Source organism: Oceanicaulis sp., assembly GCA_040112665.1.
Taxonomy (GTDB): domain Bacteria; phylum Pseudomonadota; class Alphaproteobacteria; order Caulobacterales; family Maricaulaceae; genus Oceanicaulis.
In genome coordinates, this window is record CP157796.1 from 228715 (window position 1) to 242555 (window position 13841).

Below are 13841 nucleotides of genomic sequence, written 5' to 3' on the forward strand. Positions count from 1 at the left end.
GAGAGGACGCGTCAGCATGGACGAGCACACCGGTCAGCCCGGCGAAATCGACGCCGGCGAAGACCCCGGCCCGGCTCTGCCCGGCATGGAGGCGCCCGCGCCTTCCGATCCCGGCTATCAGGTGCTGGCGCGCAAATACCGCCCCCAGACCTTCGAGGATCTGATCGGCCAGGAGCCGATGGTCCGCACCCTCACCAACGCGTTCGCCGCAGGCCGCATCGCGCAGGCCTACATGCTCACCGGCGTGCGGGGGATCGGCAAGACCACGACGGCGCGCCTGATCGCGCGCGGGCTCAATTATGAGACCGATACGGTCGACGCTCCCTCGGTGAAACTCGACCCGCCGGGCCGGCACTGCGCGGCGATTGCAAAATCCTCCCATGTCGACGTGATGGAGATGGACGCCGCCAGCCGCACCGGCATCGGCGACATCCGCGAGATCCTGGAAGGCGTGCGCTACGCCCCGGTGAGCGCGCGCTACAAGGTCTACATCATCGACGAAGTGCACATGCTCTCCATGGCGGCCTTCAACGCGCTTCTGAAGACGCTGGAAGAGCCGCCGCCGCACGTGAAGTTCGTCTTCGCCACCACCGAAATCCGCAAGGTGCCGGTCACCGTGCTCAGCCGCTGCCAGCGCTTCGATCTCAAGCGCGTGGACCGCGAGGTGCTGACCGATCATCTGGCGCGCATCTGCGAGAAGGAGAACGCTGGCGTCGAGCGTGAAGGGCTCGCCGCGATCGCACGCGCCGCCGAGGGCTCTGTCCGCGACGCGCTCTCCTTGCTGGACCAGGCGATCGTTCAGGGCGAAGGCGAGGACGGGCCGGTCACCGCCGAGCAGGTCCGCGACATGCTGGGCCTGGCCGACCGCACCCGCGTTCTGGACCTTTTGGAGGCCGCGCTCGAGAACCGGGCGAAGGACGCGCTCGACGAGCTGCGCCACCAGTACGATTCCGGCGCCGATCCGCAGGTGCTGATGCGCGACCTGCTCGACCATATCCACGCCATGAGCCGGCTGAAGGCCGCCGGCGGCGACGCCGATCTGGCCGAAGCGAAGGAAACGATCGAGCGTCTGCGCACGCTTTCCGACGCCCAGTCGCTCGCCGGGCTCGGCCGCCTCTGGAAGACCGCGCTCACCGGGCTTGAAGACGTCAGAAGCGCGCCCGATCCGGTCAGCGCCGCAGAGATGGCGGTGATCCGGCTTATGGCGGCTGCCAGCCTGCCCGGGCCGGAGGAGGCTGCGCGCCTGATCGCCGAAGCGAAGTCGGGCGGCGCCGCGCCGCGCCCGGCAGGCCCTGCGCCCACCGGCACGCCCCAGCAACCCAGCGGTCACACAGCCCCCGCGCCTCAGGCCTCGGCACCGGCCGCACCGCCGAGCGCAGCGCCTGGGGCGCACGAGCCCGTGCAGGGCCCCGAGACGATCGAGGCCTTCCTGGCTCTGGTCGAAGAAAGCCGGGACATCAATCTGAAGCTCGACATCGAGCGTCATGTCCGTCCGGTCTCGATCCGGCCCGGCCGCTTCGCCTTCGAACCGGCTGGCGATCCGCCCGCGTCGCTAGGCGGCCGCATTGCGAGCTTTCTGAGCGAACAGACCGGTACGCGCTGGCTCGTCGACGCGACGGCGAAAAACGGCGGGGAGACCGTCGCCGAACGCCGCAGGCGCGAGCGCCAGGAGCGGCTGGACGCGGTGATGCGCGATCCGGTGATGGTCAAGGCGCTCACCGCCTTTCCCGGCGCGGAACTCGTCAATGTCGAGGACCCGCCCGCCATGGACACCCGCCTCGCTCAGAGCGAAGACGACGACCAGGACCCCGCCCGACAGGAGACGTCCCGATGAAGGATCTCGCCGGCCTGATGAAGCAGGCTCAGGACATGCAAAAGCGCATGAAGGAAGCCCAGGAGCGCCTCGAGGACGTCGAGGTGACCGGGGAATCCGGCGCCGGCATGGTCAAGGTCACCCTCACCGCCAAGGGCGAGATGCGCGGCCTTGCGATCGACCGCACCGTGGTCGATCCCGAAGAGACCGAAGTGCTCGAGGATCTGATCAAGGCCGCCTACGCCGACGCCAAGCGCAAGGCGGACGAAGCCCAGCAGAAAGTGCTGGCCGAAGCGACCAAGGGGATCGGCCTGCCGCCGGGCATCGACCTGCCCTTCGGCATCAAGCCCGGCCCGTTCTGAATTCTAGCGGCTCAGGCGCAGCTGGTTGAGTTCGGCGGCGATGGCTGAGAACGCCTCGGCGATCTCCAGGCTCTCGACGTCGTAATACTGCCGGGTCGAGCTCGCGCAGTCGCGCATGTCGTCCTTGTTGCGTCCGCCGTTCACCTGGAAAGCGATCGTGTAGACCATCGCGCCGCGATCCTTGGCGTAGCTGCACATGTCCGAGAAAATGTCGCGCGCGGTGTTCTTGTTGTAGAGATCCTGCGTGCCGCGCGTGCCGACATGCGGATCGTCGCTGTTCTCGTTGAAGTCCGCCTCAGGACGCCGCTGCTGGGTGATGCCGCCGTCGGTCATCACCACCATGACCTTCATGGTCTCGTCGTCGGACCAGGCCACGGGCCGGTCGGAGAAGTCCGCGTCTCCGCCGAGCCGGCCCCGCCAGGCCGGATCTAGCGCGCGCACGCCCCAGCCGGTCCCGATATCGGTGCCCGTGCCGTCCGACAGCACCGGATTGTCGAACATGCCGATCAGCGCGTGCAGCCGGTTGCGGTCGTTCGTGAGGAAAAGCGAGGGCGTGTTTTCAGGCGGGCACCAGTCGTTGCCGCGGTTCCAGACGGTGAATTCGGGCAGGACCATGTGCACGCCGGCGGTCAGGTCGATCGAACGCGCCTGCGCCTGGGTCATTTCAAGACAACCGTTCCAGTCGGCGACCGTGCGCGGACGGCGCACCCGATAGCCCAGCCCCTCGGGCTCGAGCCAGTTTCCGCTCTGGACCACGTAATCGTAGAACATGTCCGGAAGCCGCACCGTGCCGCCATAGGGCACGACCGAGATTGAGGTCATGTCCTGGCTGTCGGCGGCCAGAACCGTATCCACGAAGTCCAACGCCGCGGCGCGCAGATTGTCGATCTTCCGCCCGCCCATGGACGAGGAGATGTCGAGCACCAGCGAAATCTCGATATTGCGCGCGCGCTCCAGCGCGTTCGCTTCGCGGCGAACCGTGATCTCGTTGATCCCGGCGATGCCCAGAAGCGTGGTGGGGCTGCGCACCGAGGCGCGCGCACCGACTTCGCGGGAGTTCAGCGAAATCTCCATCGTCACATCGAGATCGAGCGTCTCCATCAATCCGGCATGGTCGCCCAGAGCCGCTTCGACATAGGCGCGCACCACCTGTTCAGGATCGCGGTCCTGGGTCAGCGAGGCGGCCGCCAGCACGCCAGAATCGAGCGCAGACTGAAGCTCGGTGCCGATCGCCACCGAACGTGAATAGTCGAGCCCGCCGCCTACGGCGGTCACCAGCGCGCTGAGGGAGATGCCGAACACCATCGCGATATTGCCGCGGGTGTCGCGGGCGTAGCGGCGGAGAAAGCGGGCCAGGGCCATGCGGGCGTCCTCGGGTTCGCGCCGCCCAAAACCGGGACGGCTCGTCCCCTACTCTGCACGCCTCGTGCCAATATCAAGTTAAAACAAAGGTTTACGACCCGTTAACCGTCACCGGGCCAGCCGCAGCCGGTTCATGTCCGCCGCGATGGCGTAAAACGCGCCTGCGATGTCGAGATCCTCGACCCGGTAATAGAGCTGGGGCCGGCTGGCGCAGTCCTGCAGCCTGTCCCGGTTCGAGCCGCCGGAGACCTGGAACGCGATCGAGTAGACCGTCACGCCGTTCTGCTTGGCGTAGTCGCACCACCACGTGAAATCATCAAAGGCCTCTGAGCGGGTGACGAACACCTCGCGATCTGACGGATGCAGATAGTAAGGCGGCCACCAGTCTTCGCGGTCATAGTCCTCAGGGAATCCCGACGGCGGGCGATACTGGTCGGTCACCGCGCCGTCAGTCATCACGATCAGCACCTTCATCGTGCCCGCCTCATCATAGGCGACCGGCCGGTCGGGAAACTCGTCCGACAGAACGCCCCGCCAGGCCGGGTCGAGCGCGCGCACCGCCCAGCCGATCGCGATGCCCGTGCCCGTGCCGTCGACAAGCGAGGGATTGTCGAAGGTGCGGATCTGGCCCTTCAGCGCGTCGACATCTTTTGAGATCCACTGGACTTCGGTGTCGTCCGCGCCAGGACACCAGAACTCGATCCGGTTGGTGTGGTAGGTGTGGAAATGCGGGACCGCTTGGTAGGCCGCCGTGTCCAGCGTCACCGAGGTGATGTCGTCTTCGGGCAGCTCCACGCAGCCGTTCCAGCCCGCTCCGCCCACGCCCGGCGCGAGGAGGTGTTCGAGCCGGGCGCCCACCCGGGTCTGACCGCCATAGGGCACGATGGTGAAGCTCGTCAGCCCTTCGGTGTCCTGGCTGAACACGGTCTGGACGAACTCGGCGGCCGCCTCACGCAGGGCGTCGATCTTCGAGCCGCGCATCGAGCCGGAAATGTCCAGCAGCAGGGAGACCTCGACGTTCTGGACCTGCTCCATCGCCTCGGCGTCGCGCGCCATCTTCATCCGCTCGATCCCCACCACGCCTAAAAGCACGGTGGGCACGGTCACTTCAGCGGTCGCGGTCACGACCCGGGCGTTCATCGCAACGTTCGGCGTGACGGTGACCACGAGGGATTCGATCACCCCGTCATGCTCGGCGATGGCGGCCTCGAGATAGGCGCGCACCACGTCCTCGGGATCGCGGTCCTGGGTCAGCGACGCGGCCGCCAGCACGCCGGTGTCCAGCGCGCCCTGGATCTCCGCCCCGATCGTATAGGTCCGGGTGAAGTCCAGGGCGCCGCCGACGCCGGCTGCGAGGGGGGCGAGCGCCAGCGCGAACATGACCGCGACATTGCCGGCGGACGATTTGAGAAAGGTCTTGAAGCGAGCCACGGGCGAACCTCCTGCCGCTTTGAATGCAGGGAAGGATCGCTCCCGGCCTGTTAACGGACGGGTAAGAAACGCGGTGAGCGCAGCGTTAACGCTTTTTCCTAGCGCACATAGCTCGCACCGTTCACGTCGATCGTCGCGCCCGTCGCGCTGGGACAGGCGCCCGACAGCAGGAAGGCCGTCAGCGCGCCGATCTCTGCCGGGTCGGCCATCGCGCCCAGCGGGACTTCAGCGAGCGCGCGGCGCCTCGCCTCGGGGTCCTGCGGCGCCATCTCGGTGTCGATCCAGCCCGGCGAAATCGCGTAGCAGAGGAGCCCGCGGCCCGAATAGGCGCGCGCAAAGGTCTTCATCATCGCGATGAGACCCGCCTTGGCCGCCGCGTAGGACGGATGATCGGCGTCGTCGCCGCGATGCGCCGCGCGCGAGCTGATCGCCACGATCGATTTCACCCCGCCGTTCACCGGCGAATCCACCCAGGCGCGCGCCGCATGCCGGGCGAGATCGGCGCAGGACTGAAGGTTTATCTGAAGCGTGCGTGCCCAGTTCTCAGACCAGGCCGCCGCGTCGTCATGCACGCTCGCAGCTTCGAAGACGCCGTGATTGAGCACCAGTCCGTCGAGCCGGTCGCGGGCGTGGCGCTGGGCGTGGCTCCAGGCGAGCTCCGCCGCGCCGGGCTCGGCGAAGTCCGCGCCGACGATCCCCGCGGCGCGATCGCCGAGTTCGGCGGCGAGGGCGCGCGCGGCGTCCTCGTTCTTCGCATAGCCGATGACGACCTTGCCTCCGGCCGCAGCGATCGACCGGGCGATGCCCGCCCCGGCGCCGCGCGAAGCGCCGGTCACGAAAATGGTGCGGCCGTCCAGCGTCATGGCGAATCCCCTGTTTTGAAAGCGCATCCAATCGCGACGGACCAGCGCGGTAAACCGTCACGGCGCCGCAGCCTTGCACGGACCGGGTGAACAGCGTTCATTATAACCCCATGAGCGATGTCGTCATTCTGATCACCGTGCTGGGCGCTTCGGCGATCTCGGTGGGGCTGATCATCGCCCTCAACGCCTGGCTGGGCGGCTGGACGCCCAGGCGCTTCGCCACGCTGAAAGACGCCGCGCGCGCGATCGAGGACCAGGTGTTCGGCTTCGATCCTTCGGAAGACGGCGTGCTGGCGCGGGGCGGACGCGCCGCTCTGATCGTCGAGCGCGGCGGCGGGCGGCTGGGTCTCGCCACCACCGCAGGTGATCGCGCCATCGTGCGCGCGCTGCGCCCCGGCGAGCTTCAGGGCGTCAGCCTTGAGGGCTCCACCTTGACGCTGACCCTGGGCGACTACACCTTTCCGAAAGCCTGGCTGACCTTTGAAGACGCGGCGACCGCGTCGATCTGGGCCGAGCGGGCCGAAGGCTTCGCCGTCCGTCCTGAGGGCGCCGGCGCGAAACGAGCGAGCCATGCCTGACCTTCCCGATCCGATACTCGTGGCCATCCCGGCCTTCGTCGCGCTGATCATCGCGGAGATGATCTATTCGCGGCTGACCGGGCGGACTCAGTACGAGCCGCGCGACACCGCAGCGAGCCTGATGATGGGCATGGGCAACGTGGTCTCCGGCGTCGTGCTGGGCGGGATCGCGCTGGCCTGGTTCACCTTCATCGAGCGCTTCGCCGTGTTCGACATCGGCTGGGCGCTGTGGGCCTTCGTGGTCTGCTTCGTACTGGACGACTTCGTGTATTACTGGGCGCATCGTTTCGCCCATACGGTGCGATGGTGGTGGGCCGACCACGTCGTTCATCACTCCAGCCAGCACTACAATCTTTCGACCGCGCTGCGGCAGCCCTGGCTGAGCCCGCTGACCCTGAAATTCATCTTCTTCGGCTCATGGCTGGTGCTGATCGGGTTTCCGCCGGCCATGGTGGCCTTCGTGGCGGCGCTGAACCTGGTCTACCAGTTCTGGATCCACACCGAGGCGGTGCCGAAGATGTGGGGGCCGATCGAGGCGGTGATGAACACCCCCAGCCACCACCGCGTCCATCACGCCACCAATCCGCGCTATCTCGACCGCAACTATGCGGGCGTGTTCATCGTCTGGGACCGGATGTTCGGCACGTTCGAGCCCGAGCGCGCCGACGAGCCCTGCCGCTACGGCATCGTCAGAAATCTCGGGACCTACAACCCGATCAAGATCTGCCTTCATGAGTGGCTGGGCATCTGGAAGGACGTCACGGGCGCAAAGTCCGTCAAGGAGGCGCTGGGCTACTGGCTCGGCCCGCCGGGCTGGTCGCCGGACGGCAGCCGGGACAGCTCGAAAATCCTCAAGCAGCGCTGGGCCGCAAAGCGCGCGGGCGAAACTGCGCCCGCCGCCCCGGATGCGCCCGCCCAGCCTGAGCGCGTTCCCGCCGAATAAGCCGCCCGCCCCGTGCAACGCCATGCAACCGGCGTGCAACGCCGCACGCGCGCCGGTGCATCGATTTCGCCGCCGCTGCACCTGCACGCACCGGCCCGCTGACGTCAAAAGGTCGCCATCCTCAGGACAGGACAGGAGACCTTGAGATGAAAAACCTGATTTCACTGGCCCTTGCGGCCATGATCTTCCTCGGCGTCGCGACCGTCGCGTCCGGCGCGGTCGCCCAGGAGCGGCCCGCTCGCGCAGCCGTGTCCCAGGAGGCCGAGCGTGCGCCGATCCGCGCCGTTCCGGTCCGCCGCGCCTCTGAAGACCGGCTCAGCCCGGCCATGCAGCGGGCGCTGGAAAGCGGCGACATGCGCCGGATTTCCATGGTGCTGCGTCTGCCGGAAACGGTTCCGGCCCGCGCCACCCCGGCCCGCACCACCACCGGCCAGTCTGGCGAGCTCGGCATCGGCGCCGATCCGCTCGCCCACCAGTGCAGCGGCGGCAACTGCGCCTGCGCCGGCGTCGAAGACTGCGTGAAGATGGTCGACGACGAGATCTGCAAGCCCAAGACCATCGGCTGCAACGCCAACGGCTGCGCCTGCGAGGAAGCCGACCCGCCGGCGGACGACTGACCCTCGGTCGTCTCGCCGTCATCGCCGCGCCCGGACGCACCTCCCCCCGCGTCCGGGCGCGCCTTGATTCAAAGCCCGCTGCGGGGCTGGACAAATCCCCGCGCCGCCCTCATCCTGCATTTTGTGAACGCCGTTCATTCTTTAATCCGGACGGCGTAAGCGGGCCGGCGCGCCCGCATCCGAGCAAGGCGCGCGCGGCCCTTCAGACTGCTGGAGGAGAGCCCCATGGCGGCGCTGCGCGACCTTTACCCCATGCCGGACATCGACGCGCACTGGCACGTGCCCAACGCGTTCGAAGCGGTGTTCGACTGGCGCTTCGACGAAGGCCGCACCACGCTCATGCACCTCTACCAGAAAGGTAAGGACATGCAGTGGGATGCGCTCGAGCGCATCGACTGGGAGCTCGATCTCGACCCTGAAAATCCGATGGAGATGCCTGACGAGGCGGTGCCGGTCTTCGGCTCCGACGTCTGGAACAAGATGACCGCCAAGGAGAAGGCCGAGCTGCGCCGGCACACCCAGGCTTGGAACATCTCCCAGTTCCTGCAGGGCGAGCAGGCCGCGCTTCTGGCCGCTTCGAAGATCGTCCAGTCCGTGCCCGATCTCGATTCCAAGTTCTACGCCGCCACCCAGGTCATGGACGAGGCCCGGCATGTGGAGGCCTACAAGAAGCTTCTGAACAAGTTCGGCGTCGCCTATCCGATGACCGATCCGCTGCAGGTGCTGGTCAACCAGGCGCTGTCCGACAGCCGCTGGGACGTCACCTATCTGGCCATGCAGGTGGTCATCGAAGGCCTGGCGCTCGCCGCCTTCGGCACGATCCGCGACATCGCCCAGAACCCGCTGGCGCGCATGGTCAACGCCTATGTGATGGAAGACGAGAGCCGGCACGTCGCCTTCGGCCGGGTCAGCTTGCGCGACTACTACCCGCAGCTCACCCAGAAAGAGCGCGACGAGCGCGAGGAGTTCCTGGTCGAGGCCTGCTATCTGATGCGCGACCGGATGACCCGCGGCAAGGTGGTCTACGAGGTGCTCGGCCTGCCGGCCGAAGAGTGCGACGAGTTCTCCCAGAACTCCGAGATCGTGCAGCTCTACCGCACCATGCTGTTCCAGCGCATCGTGCCGATCGTGAAGGATATCGGCCTTTGGGGGCCGAAGATCCGCAAATGCTACGAAGACATGGGCGTGATGCACTACGCCGATCTCGATCCCCAGGCCCTGCAGGACGACGACGAGCGCATCGCCCGCGAAATCGACGCCAACAAGGCCCGCAAGGATTATATCGAGGCCGTCGCCCGGCACGGCGCAGGCGGCCCCGTCGCCGGTCACGCGGAGTAAGGCGACAGCTTTGCGCGGCGCGCCGGCCCTGTTAACTTTTTCTCCGGCCTAGACCGGGGGGAAGGGTCATGCGTTTCACCGCACTGTTCATCGCTGCGCTCGCCGTTCTGGCGCTCGCCGCGCCGGGCCACGCCCAGCGCTGGACCGCACCGTGGACGGATGCGGAGATCGACGAGCTGGGCTATGCGCTGGCCGAAGCCTGGACGCACGGGCTCGATCCCGCCGATTACGCCGATCCTGCAGAGCTTCTCGCCATGCCGCCCGGCCGGGCGCGGGACCGCGCCGCGCGCGCGGCCTGGTTCGAATACGCCGAGGATCTCGCCTTCGGCCGGGTCGACCCCCGGTCGCTGGACGAAGACTGGACCGCGACGGTGCGCGATCAGGACCTGATGGTCTGGTATCAGCGCGCCCGCGAGCAGCTCGGCGTGTACGACGCGCTCGAAGCCCTCGCCCCCGGCCATAGCGATTACGCCGCCTTGCGGGCCGAGCTGATCCGGCGCACCGCCCTGCCCACGCGTCCTGGCGCGATATCGCCCGGCCCGCCGCTGAAGCCCGGCGACGCCGGCCCGCGCGTGGACGCGCTGCGCGCCCGGCTCTATGCGCTCGGACTTCTGACCGCGCCCGGCGCGCGGGGCGAGCCCTTCGACGCGCGGCTGCAAAGCGCGGTGATGCGGTTTCAGACCCGCCACCACCTCGCTGCGGACGGAGAGGCGGGCGCGGATACGCTGCGTCAGCTCAACGCCGGCGAGGACGCGCGGATCGACCAGCTGCGCGCCAATCTCGAACGCTGGCGCTGGCTCGCCGCCGATCTGGGCGAGCGCCATGTGCGGGTGAACATCGCCGATTATCGCCTCGAAGCCTGGTCGGCGGGCCGTGTCGAGCGCACCCATCAGATCCAGATCGGATCGGTCTGGGCCTCCACGCCGGTGTTCAGCGAAGACATGTCGATCGTGGAGATCAATCCCTGGTGGCTTACCCCTGGCGGGCTGGGTTCGCGCTGGGTGGAGACCTTCCGGCGCAATCCCGGCTACGCCTATTCAGAAGGGTATCACCTGGTCGATCTCGACACCGGAGAGCGGGTGGACGCCTACACCGTGAACTGGAGCGGGCGGCGCTTCCGGGTCATTCAGGAACCCGGGCCGAACAACGCCATGGGGCAGGTCAAATTCCTGTTTCCGAATAAGCACAACGTCTACATCCACGACACCCCGCACCGTGAGCTTTTCGCCCTGTCTCAGCGCGACGACAGCTCGGGCTGCGTGCGCGTGCGCGATCCAGAAGACTTCGCGGTCTGGGTGCTGGCGGGCGAAGGGTGGAGCCCCGAACGCGTACGCGCCGCCTTCGCCGGAGAGCGCACGGTGCGTGTCCGGCTTCGCAATGAGATCCCCGTGCACATGCTCTATTTCACCGCCGTCACCGACCGGTTCGGCGCGGTGCGCTTCGTACACGACGTCTACGACCGCGATCAGCGCCTGATCGACGCGCTGAACGGCGTGACGCCTGAGCCCGCCGGCGCGGACGAGCGTCCCGACCTTCCCGCCGACGAGAACGCGGCGCTCTAGGGCTCCATCCCGTCACACGGCGCGCAGGCCGCACCAAGTACAGCCCCGCAAACAGACGCGCGGAGCCGGCGCGCGACCGGTCACGCCCGGCCGCCTGAATCCAGACGACAAAAAACCCCGCCGGCGAACCGGCGGGGTTTGATGTCTGCGGTTAGCCGCTTGCCTAGAACTGCTTGCGCAGGGTCAGGCCGTAGGTGCGCGGCTGGTTCGGATAGGTCGAGAACGAGCCGGGCTGCAGCGTCGTCGGGAAGCCCGAGGTGTAGTACTCGTCCTCGTTCAGGTTCCGGGCCCAGACGAGGGCTTCGAGACCGTTGTTGAGGTTCACGCCGACAGAGGCGTTGAGCGTACCCACTTCACGGGTGATCGACTCCGGCAGGTTCTCCAGAAGACGGACTTCCGAAGCGTACTGGTAGTCCGCGCGGACGAACCATTCGCCGGCGTTGAAGTCACGCATGTACTGGAAGCCGAAGGAGCCGGAGAATTCCGGGATCCCCGCGACGCTCGCGCCGGAGAGATCGCCGCGGCCGTTCGGAATGCCGTCGGTCAGGTCCGCCGGGCTGCCGGTGACGACCGGCGCGCCGGGGAAGCTGTCGTACTCCGCTTCCATCCAGATGCCGGCCAGGTTCAGGGTCAGACCCGGAATGGCGGACGGGTTGATGGAGCTGTCGAACTCCAGGCCCTTGCTGGACTGCTCACCGGCGTTGATCACCGCGAAGCCGGCGCCCTGGAAGACCGAGGACTGGAAGTCCGTGACGGTCTGGTCGAAGTAAGCGACGTTCAGGAAGCCCCAGTCGAACTGGCTCTTGAAGCCGATCTCGAAGGTTTCCGTGATTTCCGGCCGGGCGAAACGCTGGCTGCCGTAGACGCCGAGCGCGATCGCGGTGTTCACCGCGAACGGCGCGCCGGGGATGGCGGTGTCGGCGGCCAGTTCGTTCGCGGCCGCGAGCGCGGCCACGTCGGCCACGTCAGGACGGGTGTCCGGCGTCAGGTTCCAGGACGACGCCTTGAAACCGCGCGCAAACGAGGCGTAGACGTTGAAGCTGTCGTTCACGTCGTAAGCCAGCCGGAGCGTGTACGGCCAGTCGGAGTCGTCGGTCTTGCCGTCTTCCACCGAGTTCGGGAACGGCGTGAGCGGGCCGAGCGGCTGCAGGCCCTGCTCGAACAGCGTCAGAAGCGGGTTCGCCAGAGGCGCGCCGCTGCTGGGGAACACCGTCGATGCGCCGGCCGCAGCAGATTGAAGCGCGGCGAAGACCGCCGGGTTGGCGCCCGCGAACGCGGCGATGTCGCCGGGTCCGGGGTTCGGCGGGCCTGCGTAAAGCGGGTTGGCGGCGACCAGCCCCTGCAGCAGCAGGCCTTCCCCGATGTCGACCAGATTGAGATCCGAGAACGGGTTGGTCCGGATCACGTTGGTGAAGTCGACTTCCTTCTCGCTCTTGAAGTAGGCGAGACCGGCGGTCAGGGTCAGACGGTCGGTGAGGTCGAAATCGACCTGACCGAAGATCTGCATCTGGTTGTCGGACTGTTCGGCGGTGAAGCGGGTGCCGCCGCCGGCCGCGAAGAAGGTGCCCGCCGTGAAGGGGCTGGACGCTTCGATGGCGGTGATGGCGCTGGTCGATGCATCGGGAATCACCACGCCCGGCGCAATCGTGATCGTGCCCGTCGCGGTCAGAAGATCGACATAGTCGCGCGTGTCGGCACCGTAGATCCGCGAGTCGTCGGCCGTCATGTCTTCATTGGAGAAGAACGCGCCGAGCAGGTAGAAGGCCCGGTTGTTCCAGTCGCCGGTCAGGCGGAATTCCTGGGTGAAGGTGTCCACGTCCAGGCCGCGCACGTTTTCGCCGAGCAGCGAAAGCGTGGTGAAGTCGCCTTCGTAGTCCACGAAGTCGTTGTAGACCCGGTACGAGGTGATGGAGCTCAGCGTCATCGTGTCGTTGAGGTTCCAGTCCGCCTGGAGCGACACGCCGCCGTTCTCGATCTTGTTCTCGTTCGCGAAATCGGTCGCGATCTGATAGTTGAAGCCCGCGCCCGCAGAGGTCTGCCCGCCGAGCACGTTGCGGATCAGCGGCGCGGTGTCGCCGTCGATCACGCGATCGGTGCCGCAGCACTTCTCGTCGATCTCGTCATAGTCGGCGATCAGGCGCAGCTCGAAATTGTCGGTCGGCACGAACAGCAGCTGACCGCGCACCGCCCAGCGGTCGCGATCGTTGAAATCGCCGCCGGTGCCGACGTTTTCGTAGTAGCCGTCACGGGTGTTGCGGCTGCCCGACAGCGAGAAGGCCAGGTTCTCGGTGAGCGGGCCGGTGACCGAGCCCTTCAGGATACGCTGGTTGTAGTTGCCGATGGTCGCTTCGGCGACGCCGCCGAATTCGAACTCCGGCTCCTGGGTCACGATGCTGACCACGCCGGCGGTCGCGTTCTTGCCGAACAGGGTCGACTGCGGGCCGCGCAGCACTTCGACGCGCTCGATGCCCATCAGGTCGGAGATCACCGTGCCGGCGCGCGCCCGGAAGACGCCGTCGATATAGACCGCGACCGACGGCTCGATGCCGGGGTTGTTCGCCCCGTTGCCCTGACCGCGGATGATGAAGGTGGCGTTCGAGCTGCGCTCGAGCTGGCTGACGCGGAGCGCCGGGATGACCGACTGAAGGTCGATGGCGTCGATGATCTGGGCGTTCTCGATCGTCTCGGCCTGAACGACCGTGACCGCGATCGGCACTTCCTGCAGCGTCTGTTCACGCTTCTGGGCGGTGACGGTGATGATGTCCGGCGACTGCGCGTACGCGCCGGTGGTGACGAGACCGGCGGCGAGCGCGGAGGCTCCAAGCGCGGCCGCTTTGAACGAACGTTTCATATCGGGCTTCCTCCCCCTGATGTTGAGCGGACGGCGGCTCTTAAGACCGACTCCCCCGCATTAAAGAGGAGCTTACGCCGCAATCGCGCCCTTTGTCATGCAGAGTTCGTGCCCGTTTCGT

Annotated in this window: 11 protein-coding genes; 7 read left to right on the forward strand and 4 right to left on the reverse strand. The window is 67.2% G+C overall.

Annotation, left to right across the window (positions count from 1 at the left end):
* The first annotated feature begins 16 nt into the window (after positions 1-16).
* Both ABL308_01205 and ABL308_01210 read left to right on the forward strand, forming a co-directional pair.
* Positions 17-1834 carry a DNA polymerase III subunit gamma/tau gene (locus tag ABL308_01205; protein XBQ16506.1) on the forward strand — a complete coding sequence of 606 codons (1818 nt, stop codon included), beginning with the start codon at positions 17-19 and terminating at the stop codon, positions 1832-1834.
* On the forward strand, positions 1831-2175 hold the full coding sequence (locus tag ABL308_01210) for a YbaB/EbfC family nucleoid-associated protein (GenBank protein XBQ16507.1): 345 nt from the start codon (positions 1831-1833) through the stop codon (positions 2173-2175). Before ABL308_01205 ends, ABL308_01210 begins: the two co-directional genes overlap by 4 nt.
* 3 nt (positions 2176-2178) lie before the next feature.
* Here the strand turns inward: ABL308_01210 and ABL308_01215 are convergent, their stop codons facing one another.
* The 3 genes from ABL308_01215 to ABL308_01225 form a co-directional block, all read right to left on the reverse strand.
* Complete coding sequence (locus ABL308_01215; GenBank protein ID XBQ16508.1) at positions 2179-3537, reverse strand: TadE/TadG family type IV pilus assembly protein; 1359 nt, start codon at positions 3535-3537, stop codon at positions 2179-2181.
* 108 nt (positions 3538-3645) lie between these two features.
* Entirely contained in the window at positions 3646-4968 is a 1323-nt protein-coding gene (locus tag ABL308_01220) for a TadE/TadG family type IV pilus assembly protein (protein XBQ16509.1), read from the reverse strand.
* 98 nt (positions 4969-5066) lie between these two features.
* Positions 5067-5831 (reverse strand): SDR family oxidoreductase, encoded by a 765-nt coding sequence (locus ABL308_01225; protein ID XBQ16510.1) that lies wholly within the window; start codon positions 5829-5831, stop codon positions 5067-5069.
* Between the two features lie 110 nt (positions 5832-5941).
* On the opposite strand from ABL308_01225, the gene ABL308_01230 reads away from it, so the two are divergent.
* The 5 genes from ABL308_01230 (at position 5942) to ABL308_01250 (ending at position 10869) form a co-directional block, all read left to right on the forward strand.
* A complete protein-coding gene (locus tag ABL308_01230) occupies positions 5942-6409 on the forward strand; it encodes a hypothetical protein (GenBank protein XBQ16511.1) in 468 nt (155 codons plus the stop codon).
* Positions 6402-7352, forward strand: coding sequence for a sterol desaturase family protein (locus ABL308_01235; protein ID XBQ16512.1), 951 nt, complete (start codon positions 6402-6404; stop codon positions 7350-7352). The genes ABL308_01230 and ABL308_01235 overlap by 8 nt, the downstream gene beginning before the upstream one ends.
* Before the next feature lie 146 nt (positions 7353-7498).
* Complete coding sequence (locus tag ABL308_01240; GenBank protein XBQ16513.1) at positions 7499-7969, forward strand: hypothetical protein; 471 nt, start codon at positions 7499-7501, stop codon at positions 7967-7969.
* A 225-nt stretch (positions 7970-8194) separates the two neighbouring features.
* Positions 8195-9307: a ferritin-like domain-containing protein gene (locus ABL308_01245; protein ID XBQ16514.1), complete on the forward strand. Its 1113-nt coding sequence runs from the start codon at positions 8195-8197 to the stop codon at positions 9305-9307.
* A gap of 68 nt (positions 9308-9375) precedes the next feature.
* Positions 9376-10869 (forward strand): L,D-transpeptidase family protein, encoded by a 1494-nt coding sequence (locus ABL308_01250; GenBank protein ID XBQ16515.1) that lies wholly within the window; start codon positions 9376-9378, stop codon positions 10867-10869.
* Between the two features lie 163 nt (positions 10870-11032).
* Here ABL308_01250 and ABL308_01255 read toward each other — a convergent pair whose 3' ends face one another.
* Positions 11033-13720, reverse strand: coding sequence for a TonB-dependent receptor (locus ABL308_01255; protein ID XBQ16516.1), 2688 nt, complete (start codon positions 13718-13720; stop codon positions 11033-11035).
* Positions 13721-13841 lie beyond the last annotated feature (121 nt).